The following is a 21,489-nucleotide window of genomic DNA, read 5'->3' as shown; positions in this document are numbered from 1 at the left end:
ACCCACCCCCGCCGAGGCCGACCACCGGCCCGCACCGGGTCAGTACGCGGCCCCCGAACCGCACCGGGCCGAGGGGCGCGGCGCGGAGCCGCCGCGCTCGGAAGCTCCGCCCGAGGCCCCGTGGCCGCCGGCCGAGCCCCCGGCGCCGCAGAGTCAGTGGCCGCCGCGGTACGGGGAGGCCCCACAGGCGCCGCAGACGCCGTACGAGTCGCGGCACCCCGCGCCCGGCCGGCCCCAAGGCCCCGAACACGACCGGGAGCAGCGTCCGGTCGGTCAGGACCCCTACGCCCCGCGGGGACACTACGGACCCGCGGCCCCGCACGAGTACCGCGCGCCACAGGGTCACGGGGAGGGACAGGGTCACCCCGGGCCGTACGGCCACCAGGGACCGCCCGCGTACCCCGGCCCCCAGGGGTACCCCGACTACGGCTACCGGGCCGAGCCGAGCTCGTACTACTACCAGCGGCCGCACCCCGAGGGTCACCCGACCGCGCCGCCCGCCGGGTATCCGCAGGCCGGCTACCCGCCGCAGCCACCGGCGCCGCACCCCGCGCAGCACTATCCGGCCTATCCGCAGCCGATGCCGTACCAGAACGCCTATCCGCTGCCCTACCAGCCGCCCGGCTACGTCCTTCCGGGGCAGCCGATGGTCTACCCGGGGCAGTTCGCCCCCTACGGCCAGGTCAACCCCTACGGTCAGCCCGTTCAGCACGTCATCGTGCTCTCCGCCGGGCAACAGCCGCAGGTGATCACCGCCGAGTCGGCCGCCACCCTGTTCGCCGAGCGCGCCGAACCGACCGTCTCCCCGGAGGTGCGCCAGGACAAGGCGCTCACCCGTTCGGAGGAGGCGGACGAGGAGGCGACCCCGAAGGCGGACCGGCCGCGCGCCGAGGCCCCGACCAAGGGGGAGGCGCAGACCGACGCGCCCGCGCCCGAGAGCGCCCCCGGCCAGGACGAGGACGCCGCCAAGGCGGAGGTGGCCGAGGCCGTCTCCGAGGTTCTGCGCGGTTCCAGGGACGATCTCCTCAACGAGGCGCTCGCCGGCCTGGCGATGCGCGACCTCTCCCTGGTCGACGCGCTGCTGGAGATGGTCGAGGAGCTGGAGACCAGCGCCCAGGACCCCGACCTGCTCGACAAGCTCTTCCAGATCGACAACTTCGCGACCCGTATGCGGCGTAACGGAGAGAACCTCCTGGTGTTGACCGGGCACGACGGTGGCGAGTCCGATGCCCACGACGAGATCGTCCCGCTGCTGGACGTGGCCCGCGCGGCGACCTCGGAGATCAAGGACTACCCCAGGGTCACCCTGGGCAAGATCCCCCAGGCCTCCATCACCGGTCTGGCCGCCGACGACATCAGCCACCTCCTCGCGGAACTGCTGGACAACGCCACCGCGAACTCGCCCGAGCATTCACAGGTGGTGATCAGCGCCCAGGAGCTGAACGACGGGCGCCTGATGATCGTCGTCGAGGACGAGGGCGTGGGCATCCCCGAGGCCCAGCTGGCCGAGCTCAACAACCGGCTGGAGGGCGAACCGGTCCTGGACGATGAGGTGCCCCGGCACATGGGCCTGTACGTGGCCAGCCGCATCGCCCGTAAGCACGGCCTGGAAGCCCGTCTGGAACCTCGTTCCTTCCGTGGGGTCAGTGCCTACACGATCATCCCCGAGGGACTTCTGCGGATCGCCACCCCCCGGATTCCCGGACAGGCCCGAACCTCGACGACCCCGAGCGCGAGCGCTTCCGTGACACCGATCGGATCGACCCCGTCCCCGTCCGGCAACGGTCAGACGAAGGGCTCCAACGGGGGCCCCAAAACGCCCTCCGGTGGAAGGTCCACCGTCACATCGGCCGGTCTTCCCCGGCGCAGCGCCACCCCGCACGGTTCGCCGCTGCGGATGATGCCGCACCCCGGGGCGCTCTCGGACAACCCGCCGCCCGCGCCGGAGGGCCGGGAGGACACCCCCGCCAAGCTCACCGGCGAGGCCAGGGCGGAGCAGATCCGCGACGAGATCGGCGACTTCCTCGACGGGGAACGCGCCGCTCTCGAAGGCGAGGAGCTCGAGGGCGACCAGGAATGACGACCGACACGGCGACCCCCGCGGCACGGCGCGGTTCCGCCGGCCCCCAGATCCCTAGCGAAACAAGAAACTCGGCCGAGGCAGGTAGAGCACAAGCATGACTGAATCCACGAACGACAGCGTTGAGAACTTCTCGTGGCTCATCGACCGGTTCGTCCGGGACGTGCGCGGTGTCGAGCACGCCGTGGTGGTCTCCTCCGACGGCCTGGTGCTGACCCACTCCAGCGACTTCCCCGAAGAGCACGCGGAGCAGCTCGCGGCGATCTCCAGCGGTCTGCACAGCCTGGCGGTCGGTGGCGCCGGACTGTTCCAGCGGGGCGAGTGCGAGCAGTTGCTCGTCCGCTTCAACCACGGCCACCTCTTCATCATGGCCATCAGCGACGGTTCCTGCATGGCGGTGCTGACCGCACCCGGTACGGAGCTGAAGATCGTCGGTTTCCAGATGGCCAAGCTCGTGGACAACGTCGCCCACGTGCTCACGCCGCAGCTGCGCTCGCAGCTGCGCGAAGTCATCCAGAACTGACGACGGCGTGTTCCGTAACGGTTCGGCAGGAATGAGGTTGCCTCGGCTATGAGCTTCCGAAGGCGAAGGAGTAACCGTGTTCGCCCGTTCACCTTCACGGGTGGACGCACACGGTCGCGGCATCCGCTGATGGTGCAGACCCTGGTCTCGACGTCCGAGCCCGGGCAGGACCCTCCTGGCACCCTCATGCCGGAGTCGATCAATATCCACAAGCTGTGCCGGGAGACACGTTCTCTCGCCGAGGTCTCGGCTGAGTTGAACATCCCTCTGGGTGTCACGCAGGTGCTGGTCAGTGACCTGGCTGAGCAGGACCTGGTGTACATCCACCCGACCATCACCGGCAGCAGTCCATCCGAAAACCAGGTTCTGGAGAGGGCTCTTCGTGGTCTCGAACGACTTTTCCAGTGACAGCAGGTCGAATCGCAAGAAGATGTCGAGCAAGATCGTCATCGCCGGTGGCTTCGGCGCCGGCAAGACGACCTTGGTGCGCTCGGTGTCGGAGATTCCACCGGTCACGACCGAAGCGATCATGACCGAGGCCAGCGTCGGACACGACGACACCTCGGCCACACCGGACAAGACGACCACCACCGTCGCGATGGACTTCGGTCGCATCACCATCGACGATGAGCTGGTCATGTACATGTTCGGTACACCGGGTCAGGCCCGGTTCTGGTTCATGTGGGACGATCTCGTCCGCGGCGCAGTCGGTGCCGTGGTCGTGGTCGACTGCCGAAGGCTCGCGGACTCCTTCGACGCCGTCGACTACTTCGAGACGAACAAGCGCATCCCCTACATCGTGGCGCTCAACAAGTTCGAGGGCCGCCTCGACTACACCTCGGAGCAGGTCCGTGAGGCTCTGGAGGTCAGTCCGGAGGTGCCCATCATCGACTTCGACGCCCGGCACCGGATGTCCGGCGGCGACGTACTCAAGACCCTGTTGCGGTACGCGCTGGAGCACAACCGAACGAGCGAGCCCGTCGCCTGACGGACTGGGGCCGTTCGGACCCGTGGTCGACCCTCCCACTGCCCCGTAGATTCCCAGGAAAGTTAGCGACACAATGCGCAAGATCCTTATCGTCGGCGCCGGCCACGCCGGCCTGCACCTGGCCCACGGTCTCCTGACCCATGGCTACGACGTCACGGTGATCACGGGGCAGTCCTCGACGGAGATCCGGACGGGACGGCCGTCCGTCACGCAGTTCACCTTCCCCACCGCTCTCGAATACGAGCGCCAGTACGAACTGGATCTGTGGAGCGCGCTCAGTCCCCAGATCCGGCAGCAGCGAATCCATCTCTACCCCGGAGCCGACCAACCGATCCTCTCCCTCAAGGGCCGGACTGGTATGGCCAACGACTACATGGTGGCGGTGGACCGCCGTGTCAAGATGGCCGATTGGCTGGAGTTCTTCGAGGATCGTGGCGGCAAGGTCGTCATCCACGGCGTCACCGTCACCGACCTCGACTACTTCTCCCGGATGTTCGACCTGATCATCGTCGCGGTCGGCCATGGAGAACTCGGTCAGCTCTTCGACTACGACGAGAGCCGATTCAGTGGAGCCAGGCCTCGGTCCATCGCACAGGCGCAGATTTACGATGTCTGGCCGAGCACCGAGGACGACGACAACGTCGGCTGGGCCTGCTCTGCCCAGGAGGCCGGGAACACCATCTTCCTCCCCATGCTGAGCCAGGAGGGCCCATGCCACAACCTGCTCATGGTGGACAAGCGTGGCGGCCCCATGGACGCTTGGCCCGACCGGCCGGGTCCCGAAGAGCAGTTGCGCCGCATGAAGGATCTGCTTCGCCAGTACTCCCCTGAGTACTACGAGCGAGTCAGGGACGCGGCGCTGGTGGACGGTGGTCGCAGCACTCTGATCGAGGACCTCACCCCACAGGTGCGCAACCCGGTCGGGACCCTGCCCTCGGGGGGAAAGGTCCTGGGTATGGCGGATGTCGTCGTCACGATGGACCCCTATGTGGGGCAGAGCTGGAACAATTCCACGCGATGCGCGAAGGCCTACCTTGAGGCCATCATGGAACACGGTGATCGCCGGTTCGATGAGGAGTTCCTGGTGGCGGCCTTCGACAAGTTCTGGGAATTCGGTCTCCACAACCAGATGTGGTCTGAGATGAATTCCACTATGTGGGATGAAGGCGATCTACCTCCCCACTTCTATGAGCTGGTCGAGACGGCTTCGGTGCACACGGAGGTGGCCGATCGTTGGATTCAGGGATGGGACTATCCGCCTGACTACGCCAGTTGGCTCCTGGATCCGGAACAGGCCATGAAGTACGTCGCCGAGGTTCGAGCGCGCAACGGAGCGTGACCGGAACCTGCTGCGCCTCGTAGTGCCCGATGTCCATGGACATCGGGCACTTCTTTTTGATAACGGTGGCAGGAAATTCACAGTTGTGCCGTGCTCCGAATGCTCATGATGGAATGACCGAAAACTAGTGTTCCGTTGTCATCTGTCCTGAATCGCAGATAGCATCCACCCTGCGGACGGCTCGAAACCACGGGTGGGGAACGTGTGGTTGGAGTGTTAATCGAGCCGTGTGCGGCTTGTTTGTCCCTGTGGTCGATTTCCGGATTGAGCATCGGTTTCGGAGACGGGGGCCTCGTGTCTGTCGGACCCACCCTGAACTGCGCTTAAAGGGCAGTGCGCGTGCACCTTCACGAGACTTTTCAAGCCGAGCCGTGACTTGCCTCGGGCCAGGACCCGCCCGGGGGAGGACGTCGAGTTCGACCGGAGGAACGCGATGACCAGGGACTCTCAAGGCGGTGTCGCCTCCCGCTCGCCCATCGCGGTGGTGGGGCTGGCCTGTCGTCTTCCCGGCGCCTCGACGCCGGACGCCTTCTGGCGGCTGTTGTGCGAGGGGCGGGAGTCCATATCGCCGCCGCCCGAACGTCTGGGGTGGACCTCTGCCGAACGGGACCATCGCTGGGGCGGTTACCTGGACCGCGCCGAGGACTTCGACGCGGCGTTCTTCGGTGTCTCCCCGCGCGAGGCCGTGGCGATGGATCCCCAACAGCGGCTGATGCTCGAACTGAGCTGGGAGGCCGTGGAGAACGCGCGTACCGCCCCCGACAGTCTGAACGGCACCAGGACCGGGGTCTTCACCGGCGCGATCTCCTCCGACTACTCCCTCCTGCTTCGGGACGAGCCCGCCTCGCACCACAGCCTGACCGGTGGCCAGCGCGGCATGATCGCCAACCGCGTCTCCTACACGCTCGGGTTGCGCGGACCGAGCATGACCGTGGACAGCGGGCAGTCCTCTTCCCTGGTCGGCGTGCACACGGCGATGGAGAGCCTGCGCAACGGCGAGTGCGACGTCGCGCTGGCCGGCGGCGTCAGCCTCATCCTGCTCCCCGGGAGCACCGACTACGTCGAGCGGTTCGGTGGTCTGTCGCCGGACGCCCACTGCTACACCTTCGACTCCCGTGCCAACGGCTACGTCCGAGGCGAGGGTGGGGCCGTACTCGTCCTCAAACCGTTCGACCGCGCGCTGGCGGACGGCGACCACATCCACGCCGTCCTGTCCGGCGGAGCGGTCAACAACTCCGGCCCCACCCCCTACCTGGCCCGGCCCGAACCCGAAGGGCAGGCGGAGGTCCTGCGCGCCGCCCACCGTCGGGCCGGGATCGACCCCGCGCACGTGGGTTACGTGGAGCTGCACGGCACGGGCACCCCGGCCGGCGACCCGGTAGAGGCCGCCGCGCTCGGCACCGTCTTCGCCAAGCGTTCCAGCCCCCTGCGGGTGGGCTCGGTCAAGACCAACGTGGGACACCTGGAGGGCGCCGCCGGGATCGTCGGCCTGCTGAAGGTCGTGCTCAGCCTCTCCCACGGTCTGTTGCCCCCCACCAGGAACTTCGACGCTCCCCACCCGGAGATCGACATGGAGGGTCTGGGGCTGGTCCCGCAGACCGTCCGGGAGCCCTGGCCGACCGACGCGCCCCTGGCCGGGGTGTCCTCCTTCGGCATGGGTGGAACCAACTGCCACCTGGTCCTGGCGCCGCCGCCTCGGCGCTCGCCCGACACCCCCGGACAGGCGCCGGGGGAGGGCACGCTCGACCCCGTGCCCTGGATCCTCTCGGCCCGTTCGGAGGAGGCCCTTCGCGCCCAGGCCTCGGTCCTGCACTCCTTCGTGTCCAAGCGGCCCGGCCTGCGCCCCGAGGACGTGGGTTATTCGCTGGCGACCACCCGCACGGTCATGGAGCACCGCGCGGTCATCCTCGCCCCGGGCGGCAACGGCACCCGCGACCTGGAGTCGATCCGTCCCTCCGGCGTGCCGGTGGGCGAACGCGACGACCGGGGTCCGGTCCTGGTCTTCCCCGGGCAGGGCGGGCAGTGGGCCGGCATGGTCCGCCCGCTCCTGGACGGCGACGGTCGACTCGCCAGGATCTTCGGCCGGCGGCTGCGTGAGTGCGAGCGGGCCCTGGACCCCTACGTCGACTGGTCTCTCACCCGGGTGCTGCGCGGGGAGCCTGGAGCGCCCCGGTACGTCGGCCCCGACGCCCGCGTGGACGTCGTGCAACCGGTCCTGTGGGCGGTCATGGTGGCATTGGCCCGGGTGTGGGAGGCGCTGGGGGTGCGCCCCTCGGCGGTGATCGGTCATTCTCAGGGCGAGATCGCCGCGGCCCACGTGGCGGGCGTGCTGAGCCTGGAGGACGCCGCCAAGGTGGTGGCACTGCGCAGTCAGGCGCTGACCTCCCTCGGCGGCAGCGGGGCCATGGCCTCCCTCGGGCTCTCCCCGGAAGGGGTCCAAGAACTCCTCGACTCGCTGGACGACCTCCACCTGGCGGCGGTCAACGGCCCCGAATCCGTGGTGGTCTCGGGCGACCCGGCCTCGGTGCGCGCCGCCGTGGACCACTGTGTGGACGCCGGAGTGCACGCCGCCCTGGTGGACGTCGACTACGCCTCGCACTCCGCGCACGTCGAGCGGGTCCGGGAGACCCTGCTCGAACAGTTGGACGGCGTCACCCCGAATCCGGCCCGCGTTCCGGTCCTGTCGACACTGACCGGGAGTGAGCTGCGCCAGGACGGACCGGCCATGGACGGCCGGTACTGGTACCTGGGGTTGCGCAACCCGGTCCGTTTCGCCGACGCCGTGGCCGAGGCGGTGGCCGCGGGGCACAACACCTTCGTCGAGGTCGGCCCGCACCCCGTCCTCGCCCACGGGATCGAACGCGTGTTGGCGTCCGGTGAGACGCCTGGCGCGGTGCTGGAGACCCTACGTCGGGACCACGGGGACGAGGCCCAGCTGCTGACCGCGGCGGCCCAGGCCTTCACCTGCGGACTGGACGTGGACTGGGGAAACCTCTTCAGGGGCTCGGGCGCGCGCCACGTCGACCTGCCCACATACCCCTTCCAACGCGCCCGGCACTGGCCCGAGTTCACCCCGGTCGTACCGGTCACCGCGACGCCGGAGAACGCACCCGCGCCGCTCGACGCGTCCGGTGGTGGCGCCTCCGGACTGGTGGCGTCCCTGAGCGCCCAGGTGCTGGAACTGGACGAGCTGGACCCCGCCGACGAGCGGCGGGCCTTCCGCGATCTCGGCTTCGACTCCATCATGCTGCTGGAACTGGCCGACCTCATCGAGGACGAGACCGGTGTCCGACTGGAGGACTCCGTCCTCTTCGAACTCCCCACCCCGGCCGCGCTGGCCGGGCACGTCGCCGAGGAACTGGGTGAGGAACCACCCGCCCGTGAGCGGGAGAAGTCCGCGCCGCGCCGAGCGGCCTCCGCCGAGCCCACGCCCGTGGGCCCCGTGGACGACGACCCGATCGCCATCACCGCGATGGCCTGCCGCCTACCCGGTGGGGCGAGCTCCCCGGAACGGCTGTGGCGGTTGTTGGAGGAGGGGACCGACGCCATCGGAACCTTCCCGGAGAACCGTGGGTGGGATCTCGAATCCCTCTACGACCCCGAACCCGGTACCCCCGGGCGTACCTACACGCGCAACGGCGGCTTCCTCTACGACGCCGACCTCTTCGACGCCGGTTTCTTCGGGATCAGCCCTCGCGAGGCCGACGCCATGGACCCCCAACAGCGGCTGCTGTTGGAGACCTCCTGGGAGGCGATCCAGCGGGCCGGCCTGGACACCGAGGAACTGCGCGGCCGACAGGTGGGCGTCTTCGTCGGTGCGATGCCCAGCGAGTACGGCGCACGACTGGCCGACCCGGCCGGTGACACCGATGGCGGGTACCGACTGACCGGAAGCACGCTGAGCGTGGCGTCCGGCCGTATCGCCTACGTGCTCGGGCTCAACGGTCCCGCGTTGACCATCGACACCGCCTGCTCGGGTTCGCTGGTCGCCCTGCACCAGGCGGCCGCGGCCCTGCGCCGGGGCGAGTGCTCCATGGCGCTGGCCGGTGGCGCGACGGTCATGGCCACCCCCGGGATGTTCCTGGAGTTCTCCGCCCAGCGCGGCCTGTCCGCTGATGGACGCTGCCGCGCCTTCGGTGCCGGAGCCGAGGGCACGGCCTGGGCGGAAGGGGCGGGCATGCTCCTGCTCGAACGGGCCTCGCAGGCCCGCCGCAACGGTCGCCCCGTGCTGGCGCTGCTGCGCGGTAGCGCCGTCAACTCCGACGGAGCCTCCAACGGGCTGACGGCCCCCAACCCGGAGGCCCAGGAACGGGTGATCCGGCAGGCCCTGTCCGCGGCCGGGCTCACCGCCGGTGAGGTCGACGCGGTCGAGGCGCACGGCACCGGCACCCGGCTCGGTGACCCCATCGAGGCCCGCGCCCTGATGTCGGTCTACGGGCACGAGCGGGAGCACGACCTGTTGCTCGGATCGCTCAAGTCCAACATCGGTCATGCCCAGGCCGCGGCGGGGGTGGCCGGCGTGATCAAGACCGTGGAGGCACTGCGCCACGGCCGCCTGCCACGGACCCTGCACGTCGAGGAGCCCACGGAACGGGTCGAGTGGCGAGGCAGCGGTGTGCGCCTGCTGTCCGAGGAGACCGCCTGGCCCGACACCGGACGCCCCCGGCGGGCGGCGGTGTCCTCCTTCGGGATCAGCGGCACCAACGCGCACGTGGTGCTGGAGGGGGTGGCCGACGAGGTCGCCCCGGTCACGGTTCCGGAGGATCCCTTCCAGCGTTCGCGCCACTGGCTTGTGCCGAGTGGACCCGAGGTCCGTTCGGAGGAGGCCGCGCCCCCACTGTTGGACGACGGACTCTCCCTGGCCGACGGGGGAGCGGTCTTCAACGGGCGGATCTCCGTCTCCCAACAGTCTTGGACCGCCGACCATCGGGTCCTGGGCCGGGTGATGGCGCCCGGCACCGCGATCGTGGACCTGGTCGCCCGAGCGGGAGCGCGCGTGGGCGCGGACCTCGTCGCCGACCTGGTGTTGGAGGCCCCCCTGACACTGGGGCGGGAGGGAGCGGCGGAGCTTCAGGTGCTCGTCGCGGCCCTGGACGGGCGGGGGCATCGCGAAGTCAACGTGTACGCGCGTCGCGAGGCCACCGTCGACAGTCCCTGGATCCGGTACGCCTCCGGCTCCGTCACCGCCGGGGAGACCCCCGGGAACACGGAACCGGGATCGACCATCCCGCCCTCGTCCGGCGCCGAACGGATCCCGGTCGACTACACCGACCTGAGCGTTCGAGGTTACGGATACGGTCCGGCCTTCCGCGGGCTGAAGTCGGTGCACGGGTACGCGGACGAGCTCTTCGTCGAGGTCGAACTGCCGGACCCCGCCGTCACGGGCGAGGTGTTCCACGCGCTCCACCCCGCCCTGATGGACGCCGTCCTGCACGCGTTGCTGCCGGGAGGCGGTGGAGACCACCACGGCCCCGTGGTGCCGTTCGCCTGGAGCGGCGTCCGCCTGGTCGCCGCAAAGGGAGAGGAGACGCCTCGGACGTTGAGGGCGCGGCTCACCCCGTTGGGTGGTGACCGCTACCGGCTCCTGGCCACCGATACCGAAGGCGCGACGCTCTGGTCCGTCGACGAACTGGCCCTGAGGCCCTTGGGTCGGGACGCTCTTCCCGAACCGGAGCCGGGCGAACTTCCCGAGCTGTACGAGCTCCGGTGGGAGACGGTGGAACCCCCGCATCTCCAAGCCGAGGAGACCGGTACGGAGACCCTCCCCTCCCTGGCGGACCTGGACCCCGAGGCGCCGGTGCCCGCACTGGTCTGTGCCGAGCTGCCCGCCTCCGTGGTCTACGCCGAGGGCGACACCCTGCCCGACGCGGTGCGACAGGGGCTGGATTCGGCCCTGGAATCGGTTCGCGCGTGGCTGGCGGACGAACGCACGGTCGACTCCCGCCTGGTCCTGGTCACCTGGCGCGCGGTCGCCGTCGAGCCGGGAGAACCGCTCCCCGGGATCGCCGCCGGCCCCGTCTGGGGACTGTTCCGTGCCGCTCAGCGCGAGCACCCGGGCCGCCTGGTGCTGTTGGACTCCGACGGCGCCGAGGAGTCCCACCAGGTCCTGCCCTCGGCGCTCGAACTCGACGAACCGCAGATCGCCCTGCGCTCGGGCTCCGTTCTGGTCCCCCGTCTAAGGAGGCCCTCGAACGAGGCAACGGGCATCTTGGCGCCCTCCACACGGGTGTGGCGGATGGACACGCTGAGCCCCGGTTCCCTGGACTCAGTGGAAGCGTTGCCTGCGCCGGGGGCCGGCGCCACGCTGGCACCGGGCGAGGTCCGGGTGTCCGTTCGGGCCGCCGGCGTCAACTTCCGGGACGTCGTGGTCGCTCTGGGACTGGTCGACGGAGAGACCGGGATCGGCATCGAGGGTGCCGGTGTCGTTCTGGAGACGGGATCCGAGGTGACTGACCTCGCCCCCGGCGACCGGGTGGCGGGGATGTTCGACGGCGCCTTCGGCCCCTTCGCCGTGGCGGACCGCGCGCGTCTGGCCCGCATGCCCCAGGGCTGGACCTTCGAGCAGGCGGCCTCGGTACCGGTGGCCTTCCTGAGCGCCTATCACGGCCTGGTGGGCCTGGCCGCCGTACGCCCCGGCGAGAGCGTGGTCGTGCACGCCGCCGCCGGAGGCGTGGGCACCGCCGCCGTCCAGCTCGCCCAACACATGGGCGCCAAGGTGTTCGGCACCGCCAGCCCGCACAAGTGGCCCGGGCTGGCCGCCTACGGTCTCCCGATGGAACGGCTGGCCTCCTCCCGCACGCTGGAGTTCGAGGACCGATTGAGGGAGGCCAACGACGGCCGGGGCGTCGACGTGGTCCTCAACTCGCTATCGGGCGGGTTCGTGGACGCTTCGCTGCGTCTGCTGCGTTCGCCCGGAGACGGCGCGGGACCGGGCGGCCGATTCGTGGAGATGGGCAAGACCGACATCCGCGACGCCGACGACGTGGCCGCCGAGTATCCGGGCCGTTCCTATGAGGCCTTCAGCCTGCCGGACGTGGCCCCCGAACGGATCGGCCACATGCTCGCGCGGGTGATGGAGCTGTTCGAGGAGGGCGCCCTGCGCCCTCTGCCCACCACCGTGTACGACGTCGGTGAGGTCCAGGAGGCCTTCCGGGTGCTCCAGCGTGGCGAGACCGTCGGCAAACTGGTCCTCAGCGTCCCCGCGCCCTTCCCCCAGGAGGGCACGACACTGATCACCGGTGGCACCGGCGGGCTCGGCCATCGATTGGCGCACCATCTGGTCACCGGTTACGGGGTCCGGAACCTGCTGCTGCTCGGCCGTCGTGGTCCGGACACCCCCGGACAGGCGGAGCGGACCGCCCAACTGGAGGCGTTCGGCGCGAACGTGGAGGTCGTCGCTTGTGACGCGGCCGACCGAGAGGAACTGGGTCGTGTCCTGGCCGCGGTACCGCGAGACCGTCCGCTTCGCGCGGTGGTCCACGCCGCGGGCGCGCTCGACGACGCCACCGTTGCCTCGCTGACCCCGGAACAGTTGCACACCGTGCTCCGCCCCAAGGTCGACGCGGCGTGGAACCTGCACGAGCTCACCGACGACCTGTCGTCCTTCGTCCTGTTCTCCTCGGCCGTGGGGGTGCTGGGCAACCCGGGACAGGCGAACTACGCGGCGGCCAACTCCTTCTGTGACGCTCTGGCCCACCTCAGGCGCGGCGAGGGTCTGCCCGCCATCTCGCTGTCGTGGGGTCTGTGGGCCGGTGGCAGCGGTATGACGGGTCATCTGGAGGAGACCGACCTGGCCGTACTCGGCCGGAGCGGCCTGTTGCCGATGCGGCCCGACGCGGCGCTCGACCTGTTCGACACCGCGCTCTCACGCGATCCGATCCACGTGGTACCCGCGTGGCTCACCCCGGCCGCCGACGTCAGCGTGCTCCGTGGGCTCCTGCCCGAACCCGGCGCCGAGCGCGTCGTGCCCTTCGCGTCCACCGCCTCCGGTTCCACCGGCGGCGCGGACGGGGCGGGGGACCCGGCCGCGCGTTTGGCCGCCATGGACGAGGACGAGCGGTCCCGCGCCTTGCTGGAGGAGGTCCGCGCGCATACCGCCGTGGTCCTGGGGCACCGGGCCGGTTCGGCCGCCGAGGTGGACCCAGACCGCCCCTTCACCGAGCAGGGCACGGACTCGCTCACCAGTGTGGAGCTGCGCAATCGGCTCAGCACCGCCGTCGGGGTGCGGATTCCGGCCACCGCCGTCTTCGACCACCCCACCCCCCGAGCGCTGGCACGGTTGCTCGGCGGTCTCCTGGCCCCGGAACCCGAGGCCGTGGCCGAGCGGGTCGGTAGGCACCGGACCGATGCGCTTCGCACGGAGACCGGAAGCGGGGACGACATCGACGAGATGGATGTCGATGAACTGGTGGACCTCGCACTGCGGGGACCGAGCGTTTGACGAGGAGCTTGAGTTGAGCAGCGAAAGCGAACGCCTGGTCGCGGCGCTCCGGACCGCGATGAAGGAGAACTCCCGGCTTCGTGCCGAGTTGGAGAGCGATTCCGATCCCGAGCCCATCGCGATCGTGGGTACGGGATGTCGGCTGCCGGGTGGAGTGGACACCCCCGAGCAGCTGTGGGAGATGGTCTCCGAGGGGCGGGAGGCGGTCGGTCCCCTCCCCGACGATCGTGGATGGGACCTGTCGGGACTCCTGGCGGAGGGAGAGAACGGCCGACTCGTCGACATGGACCGGGGATCCTTCCTGCGGGACGTCTTCGACTTCGACCCGGCCTTCTTCGGTATCTCGCCGCGTGAGGCCGAGGCGATGGAACCCCAACAGCGCCTCCTGCTCGAACTGGCCTGGGAGACGCTCGAACGGTCGGGGATCGCCCCGGCCTCCCTGGCCGGCAGCGAGACCGGTGTCTACGTCGGGCTCGTCCAACAGGAGTACGGGCCGCCGGTGCACAGGCCCACCGCCGACGGCGTCACCCTGACCGGGGTGTCGTCGAGTGTCGCCTCCGGTCGTATCTCCTACTGTCTGGGGCTGATCGGCCCGGCGCTGACGGTGGACACCGCCTGTTCCTCCTCGCTGGTCTCCATGCTCCTGGCCGTGCGCGCCCTTCGCGAGGGAGACTGCTCGCTGGCCCTGGCCGGCGGCGCCACGGTGATGTCGACCCCCGGCACCCTCACCGAGTTCACCCGGCTGCGCGGGGTGGCCCCCGATGGCCGATGCAAGGCCTTCGGACGGGACGCCGACGGAGCCGCCTTCTCGGAGGGGGCGGGGATGGTCGTGCTGGAACGTCTGTCCGACGCCGAACGCAACGGTCACCGCGTCCTGGCGATCGTCCGGGGCGGCGCGGTCAACCAGGACGGGGCCTCCAACGGACTCACCGCCCCCAACGGTCCCTCCCAGACCCGGGTGATCGGCCGGGCCCTCGCCGACGCCGGGCTGACCCCCGCCGACGTCGACCTGGTAGAGGCCCACGGCACCGGGACCACCCTGGGCGATCCCATCGAGGCCCAAGCGCTGATCGCCGCCTACGGGCGGGAGCGTTCCGCGGACCATCCGCTCTGGTTGGGCTCGCTCAAGTCCAACATCGGACACCCGCAGGCCGCCGCCGGGGTGGCCGGGGTGATCAAGGTCGTCGAGGCCCTGCGCCACGGCGTCATGCCCCCCACCCTGCACGCGGACGAACCCAGCACCTACGTGGACTGGGACGGCGGGGTGCGACTCCTGCAGGAATCCCGCCCCTGGACGGACGGCGGTCGACCGCGCAGGGCCGCCGTCTCCTCGTTCGGGATGAGCGGAACCAACGCCCACCTGGTCTTGGAACAGGCACCGGAACCCGGCCCACGGGACGTCCCCGCGCGGCCGGCCTCGGTGACCGGGGCCGCCGTCTGGCCCCTGTCCGCCCGCAACCCACAGGCGCTCACCGCCCAGGCCGCGCGCTTGCGCGAACACGTCCAGGGCCGACCCGACCTCCTGCCGGCCGACGTCGGTCTGACCTTGGCCACCACGCGCTCGGCCCTGGAACACCGGGCCGTGGTCGTGGGACGCGACCGTGACGAACTCCTGACCGCGCTGACCTCCCTGGAGACGGGGACACCGGGGGCGACCGTGGCCACCGGCCGGGCCCGCCCGGACCGTCGTCCCGTACTGGTCTTCCCCGGACAGGGCGGCCAGTGGGAGGGCATGGCGGTCGAACTATTGGACGCCTCCGCCGAGTTCGCCCGGCACGTCGGCGCCTGCGAACGGGCGCTGGAACCCCACGTCGGTTGGCGGCTCACCGACGTCCTCCGAGGCACGCGGGGCGCACCCGCCCTGGACCGTGTGGACGTGGTGCAGCCCGCGTTGTGGGCGGTCATGGTCTCCCTGGCCCGCCTGTGGATGGCGCACGGTCTGGTTCCGGCCGCCGTGATCGGCCACTCCCAAGGAGAGGTCGCCGCCGCGCACATCGCGGGCGCCCTGACCCTGGAGGACGCCGCGAAGATCGTGGCCCTGCGCAGCCGTGCCGTGCTCGAACTCGCCGGGACCGGGGCGATGGCCTCGGTGGCGAGTCCCGCCGAGGCCGTACGCGACCGCCTCGTTCCGTGGGCGGAGCGGGTTCACGTGGCCACGGTCAACAGCCCTTCGAGCACGGTCATCGCGGGTGAACCCGAAGCGGTGGCCCGGGTGGTCGAGGGGTACGAGGCCGAAGGCGTCCGGGCCAGGATGATCGCCGTGGACTACGCGTCGCACACACCGTTCGTGGACGTCCTGAGCGAGCGCGTCCACAAGGAACTGTCCGAGATCAAGCCGGCCCGACCGGACATCCCCCTGTACTCCACCCTGACCGGTGAACTCCTGGACGGGCGTCCCCTGGACGCGGCGTACTGGTTCCAGGGCCTGCGCGAACCCGTGCGTTTCGCCGAGGCCACCGAGGCCCTGATCGCCGCCGGACACGACGTGTTCGTCGAGGTCGGACCGCACCCGGTGCTCACTCCCGCCCTCCAGGAGACCGCCGAGTCCGTCGGGGCCGACGACACGGTCGCGTTCGGGACCCTGCGCCGTGACGAAGGCGGCCCGGTCCGGTTCCTGACGGCCCTGGGACAGGCCCACGTCCACGGGATCGACCTCGACTGGACCCCGTTGTTCGACGCGGAGTCCACCCCCGTCGACCTGCCCACCTACGCCTTCCAGCGACAGCGTTACTGGCGGCCGGGGCCGGAGACCGTGGCCGTCGATAGGCCCTCCGAAAGCCTCGTCACCGCCGACGACGGTGGACCCACCGGCGGCTGGACCTACCGCGAGGAATGGGTGACCGTTCCGGAGTCCCCCGCCGCCACGAACCCGCCGGCCACGGCCGCCGATCGGGGCACCTGGTTGCTGGTCGGCTCCCGGAGCGGGCCGGCGCTTCAAAGCTGCGTCGCGGCCCTGGAGGCCGGCGGCCACCGCACCCGCGTCCTCGACCTGCCCGACGACGCCGGGCGGGACTCCGTGGCCGCACTGCTCGACACCGCTCGGAACGGGGTCGGGAGCATCGCCGGCGTCCTGCTGACCACGGCCCTGGACACCGCCCCCGACGAGATCCGCCCCCCGTCCACCGACCCCGCCCACAAGGACGCTCTTCTCACCCTCCAGGCCATGCTCGACACCGGGATCGACGCCCGGCTGTGGTGCCTGACCAGTGGGGCGGTCGAAAGCGGCACCGGCGTGAACGATCCCGCCGCCGCGTTGCTGTGGGGCTTCGGCCGGGTCGCGGCCCAGGAGCACACCGACCACTGGGGTGGTCTGGTCGACCTTCCCGACACCGGCGATCCGGAGAGCGGAACCGTCCTGGCCGCGGTCCTGACTGGACGGGCCGCACCGGGTGAGGACCAGCTCGCGGTACGTGGACGGACGGTGCTGGCGCGGCGACTCGCCAGAGCGCCGCTCGGAGAGGAAGGAGTCCGGGACTGGAAGCCCTCGGGCACGGTCCTGGTCACCGGCGGCACCGGTGGACTGGGCGCGCACACCGCGCGCCGCCTGGCCGAACTGGGAGCGGAGCACCTCCTCCTGCTCAGCCGCCGCGGATCCGAGGCCCCCGGGGCCGAGGAACTGACCGCCGAACTCCGCGCCGCCGGAGCGCGGGTCACACTCACCGCCTGCGACGTCGGTGACCGCGCCGAACTCGCCCAAGCCCTCTCCGGCATCCCCCGGGACCTCCCGCTCACGGCCGTGTTCCACACCGCCGCCGAGTTGGACGACGGCGCCGTGGCCGACCTGGACCCGGTGGCCATCGCCCGGGTCCTGCGCGCCAAGGCGGATGGAGCCGTGCATCTGCACGCGCTCACCAGTGGACTGGACCTTTCGGCGTTCGTTCTGTTCTCGTCCGTGGGCGCCGTCTTCGGCGTGACCGGCCAGGGCAACTACGCGCCCGGCAACGTCTTCTGCGAGTCCTTCGCCCACTACCGTCGGTCCCTGGGACTGCCCGCCACGTCCATCGCGTGGGGCGCCTGGGAGGGCGCGGGCATGGCCGGTCACGAGGCCGTGGCCGGACTCCTGCGCCGACACGGACTGCCCACCATGAAACCGGAACCCGCGTTGGAGGGGTTGCGGCGCGTCCTGGACCACGACCGGACCGCGCTGGCCGTCGCCGACGTCGACTGGCCACGCTTCCGGGTGGCCTTCACCGCGAACCGACCCAGCCCCTTGATCAGCGACCTCCATCCGGTCGAGACCGCGGTGGCGCCCGCTTCCGTCGAAGCCACACCGGAGACGCCCGGCGCGGACCTGCGGGGACGTCTGTCCGGAGCGGGACGCGGCGAACGGGTGCGAGTACTCACCGAGCTCGTGTGCGAACACGTGGCGGCCATCCTCGGATACCGGTCCGGGGACGCCGTCCCGTCCGACCGGGGCCTGAAGGACCTCGGCATGGACTCGGTCACGGCGGTGGAGCTGCGCAATCGACTCTCCGCGCTCACCGGGGTCCGACTTCCCTCCGCCGTCGCCTTCGACCACCCCACCTGCGATGCGTTGGCCCGGCACGTGGAGGAACGCGTGTTCGGCAGCGCGGAGCAGGTCGTCCTGGAACGTCTCGACGGCCTCACCGCCGCCCTCGACGAGTACGAGGGACAAGACGGATCCCTGGTCGCGGACCGGCTCCGTGCCCTGCTGGGCCGGCTGGACCAGTCCAGACCCGGAGACTCCGACCTGGAGACGGCCTCCAAGGAAGAGCTCTTCGCTCTCATCGACGAGACCCTGGGCGACTGAGCCCGGCCGACGACGACAAGAACCCGACGACCACAGCCCCAAACCCCGGCACCGCGGTGCCGCGAAGTGAAGCGGTGAGGCACGCCCATGACCGACGACGCACAGGTTCTCGACTACCTCAAGCGGGTCACCGCCGACCTGCGACGCACCCGTGCCGAACTCACGCGGATGCGTGAGCGCGACAGTGAGCCCATCGCCATCGTGGGCATGGGATGCCGCCTGCCCGGAGGGGTGCACGGCCCCGAAGAGCTCTGGGACCTGCTGGACGGGGGAGCCGACGCCATCGGCGACCTGCCCGAGGACCGGGGGTGGGACGTGGAGGACATGCGCGCCCGACCCGGCATGTCCGCGGGCGGAGGGTTCCTCGACGACGTGGCCGGGTTCGACGCCGGGTTCTTCGGGATCTCCCCCCGCGAAGCCGAGGCCATGGATCCCCAACAGCGGCTCATGCTGGAGGTCACCTGGGAGTCCCTCGAACGCGCCGGGATCGACCCCGCCACCCTGAGCGAGACGCCCACCGGTGTCTTCACCGGGATCAGCACGACGGACTACGCCCGGACCACCACCTCGGGCAGGGTGCCCATGCCCGAGGGGGCCGAGGGCTACCTGATGACCGGCGTCGCCGCCAGCGTGGCCTCGGGAAGGATCGCCTACACCCTGGGGTTGCGGGGCCCCGCGCTGACCATCGACACCGCCTGCTCCTCCTCCCTGACCGCCGTCCAGCTCGCCGTGCGGTCCCTGCGCCAAGGAGAGTGCTCCCTGGCCCTGGCGGGTGGCGCGACCGTGATGTCGGGGCCCTCTCTCTTCGCCGAGTCCGCCAAACAGGGTGTGCTCTCCCAGGACGGGCGCTGCAAGGCCTTCGGTGCCGGAGCTGACGGCACCGGGTTCGGCGAGGGCGCCGCGACCCTCGTCCTGGAGCGGCTCTCCGACGCCGAACGCAACGGTCACCGCGTCCTGGCGGTCGTTCGCGGCGGCGCGATCAACCAGGACGGCGCCTCCAGCGGCCTGACCGCGCCCAACGGGCCCGCGCAGACGCGTGTGGTCCGTGCCGCGCTGGCCGACGCCGGGCTGACCCCCGACGACATCGACGCGGTGGAGGCCCACGGGACCGGCACCGAACTCGGTGACCCGATCGAGGCCGACGCCCTCCTGGACGTGTTCGGTGGCAGGTCGACCGGGGAGCCCCTGTGGCTGGGGTCGGTCAAGTCGAACCTGGGCCACACCCAGGCGGCGGCCGGCGCGGTCGGGATCATCAAGATGGTGCTGGCCCTGGGCCGCGAACGGCTTCCGCGCACCCTGCACGCCGACCGCCCCTCCACCCTGGTCGACTGGGACTCGGGCGGTGTGCGGCCGCTGTCCCAGGCGCGGGACTGGCCACGTGGTGAACGGGCGCGTCGCGCGGGTGTGTCGTCCTTCGGGATCAGCGGGACCAACGTCCACCTGGTGTTGGAGGAGGCCCCCGAGGCCGCCTCCGAGACCTCGAAGACCCCGGAAACCGTCGGTCCGCTGGTCGAGGGGCGCGCCGCTTGGCTGCTGTCCGCTCGCGACGGGGCCGCGCTCACGGCCCAGGCCGATCGTCTCGTCGACCGAGTGACCGACCACTCCGGCGACGCACCGCCCGTCGGTGACGTCGCCCGCGCCCTGGCCACCACACGTGGCCGTTTCGCGCGGCGCGCGGTCGTCGTCGGTGCCGACACCGAGACCCTCACCGACCGGGTGCGCGCCCTGGCTCGGGGCGAGACCGTCGAGGGCCTGGTCACCGGTGAGGTTCACCGGGCCGGACGCTCCGAGAAACCGATCTTCGTCTTCCCCGGTCAGGGCGGTCAGTGGGCGGGCATGGCCAAGGGCCTCATGGCGGACTCCCCGGTCTTCGCCGAGTCCGTGGCCGAGTGCGAACGGGCCCTGGCCCCCTTCGTCGACTGGTCGCTGTCGGCGGTTCTGCGACAGGAACCCCAAGCGCCGCCCTTCATGGGAAAGGACGCGCCCGCGGACGTCCTGCAACCGGCCCTCTGGGCGGTCCTGGTGTCCCTGGCCCGATTGTGGCGTGCGGCGGGGGTCGAACCCTCCGCCGTGGTCGGCCACTCGCAGGGAGAGGTCGCGGCGGCCTGCGTCGCCGGAATCCTCTCCCTGGAGGACGGGGCACGGGTGGTCGTCACCCGCAGCCGTGCGCTGGCCAAGGTCGCGGGGGAGGGCGGCATCGCCGTGGTCGGGCTCGGCGCGGCCGAGCTCGCCGGTCTGCTCGAAGGCCAGGAGGACCGGATCGTCCTCGCCGGCGCCAACGGCCCGGAGACCAGCACGGTCGCCGGCACCATCGAGGCCGTCGACGCGTTCGTGGCGGCCCGTGAGGAGGACGGGACCTTCGTACGACGGATCCCGGTCGACTACACCTCGCACTGCTTCCTCATGGATCGGGTCGAGGAGGAACTGCGGGCCGGCCTGGTCGACCTGCGCCCCGGACCGGGCACCGTTCCGTTCCACTCCACCGTGGCGCCCTCGCCCACCTGGAAACCGGGGGACGAGCCGCCGACGAAGCCCGTGGACGGGACCACGCTCGACGGCGAGTACTGGTACCGGAACCTGCGCCACGGCGTGCTCCTGGAATCGGTGTCCCGCCGTCTGGCCGCCGCCGGCCACGCCTTCGTCGAGGTCGGAGCGCATCCGGTGTTGTCGATGCCGTTGCGGCAGACCCTGGAGGCCGCCGGGCACGCGGACCGCCCCGTGGTGCACACCCTCCGCCGGGACGAGGACAGCGGCGACCGCTTCCTCACGGCGCTGGCCGAGGCGCACTGTCAAGGCATCGGTGTCGACTGGGAACGAGTCCTGGGCACCGGCGCGAACGACGTCGAACTGCCGACCTACCCCTTCCAACGCCGCCGGTACTGGATGGAGGAGCCCGAGCTCACCGGTGACCCCTCATCGGTCGGCCTCACGCCCACCGACCACCCCCTGCTCGGTGCCTGGACCCCGATCGGCGCGACCGGCCAGACCCTCTTCACCGGCCGGCTCGACACCACGCGCGCACCCTGGCTGACCGAACACGCGGTATCCGGCCGGGTGATCCTGCCCGGAACCGCCACGGTGGAGCTGCTCCTGAACGTCGGGCGGGTCTGCGACCGTCCCGAGATCGCCGAACTGACCCTGAGCGCACCGCTGGAGATCGACCCCGACGGCCCCGGGACGGCCTTCCAGATCATCGTGGAGGCCCCCGACCTGCGGGGGGCGCGCGACTTCCGCCTGCTGTCGTCCACCTCCGGCGCAGAGCACTGGACCGAGCACGCCGAAGGGCGGCTGGCCCCGGCCTCCCGGACCCCCGCGCCGACCCCCGAGCCTGACTCATATACACATCTG

General features: G+C 71.0%; 8 protein-coding genes. All 8 read left to right on the top strand.

All coding sequences use genetic code 11. From position 1 onward, the window contains the following. Positions 1–2,080 (top strand): ATP-binding protein (locus BQ8420_RS10605; protein WP_087097862.1); only part of this gene is annotated, 2,080 nt, incomplete at its 5' end. A 97-nt stretch (positions 2,081–2,177) separates the two neighbouring features. Then, on the top strand, positions 2,178–2,603 hold the full coding sequence (locus BQ8420_RS10600; RefSeq protein ID WP_067597160.1) for a roadblock/LC7 domain-containing protein: 426 nt from the start codon (positions 2,178–2,180) through the stop codon (positions 2,601–2,603). Positions 2,604–2,651: 48 nt separating this feature from the next. Beyond that, positions 2,652–3,011, top strand: coding sequence for a DUF742 domain-containing protein (locus BQ8420_RS10595; RefSeq protein ID WP_084392184.1), 360 nt, complete (start codon positions 2,652–2,654; stop codon positions 3,009–3,011). Between the two features lie 22 nt (positions 3,012–3,033). Continuing rightward, complete coding sequence (locus tag BQ8420_RS10590) at positions 3,034–3,591, top strand: ATP/GTP-binding protein (RefSeq protein ID WP_087097860.1); 558 nt, start codon at positions 3,034–3,036, stop codon at positions 3,589–3,591. Positions 3,592–3,664: 73 nt separating this feature from the next. Further along, complete coding sequence (locus tag BQ8420_RS10585) at positions 3,665–4,930, top strand: styrene monooxygenase/indole monooxygenase family protein (RefSeq protein WP_087097858.1); 1,266 nt, start codon at positions 3,665–3,667, stop codon at positions 4,928–4,930. A 433-nt stretch (positions 4,931–5,363) separates the two neighbouring features. After that, a complete protein-coding gene (locus BQ8420_RS10580) occupies positions 5,364–13,370 on the top strand; it encodes a type I polyketide synthase (RefSeq protein ID WP_087097856.1) in 8,007 nt (2,668 codons plus the stop codon). A gap of 58 nt (positions 13,371–13,428) precedes the next feature. Further along, complete coding sequence (locus BQ8420_RS10575; protein WP_087097864.1) at positions 13,429–18,141, top strand: type I polyketide synthase; 4,713 nt, start codon at positions 13,429–13,431, stop codon at positions 18,139–18,141. 87 nt (positions 18,142–18,228) lie between these two features. Further along, positions 18,229–21,489: type I polyketide synthase (locus BQ8420_RS10570; protein ID WP_143847194.1), on the top strand; the 3,261-nt coding region annotated here is incomplete at its 3' end.

This window comes from Nocardiopsis sp. JB363 (genome assembly GCF_900143625.1).
Classification (GTDB): Bacteria; Actinomycetota; Actinomycetes; order Streptosporangiales; family Streptosporangiaceae; genus Nocardiopsis.
Note: the sequence above shows the minus strand (reverse complement) of the source record. Positions and strands in the feature narration are given on the sequence as shown.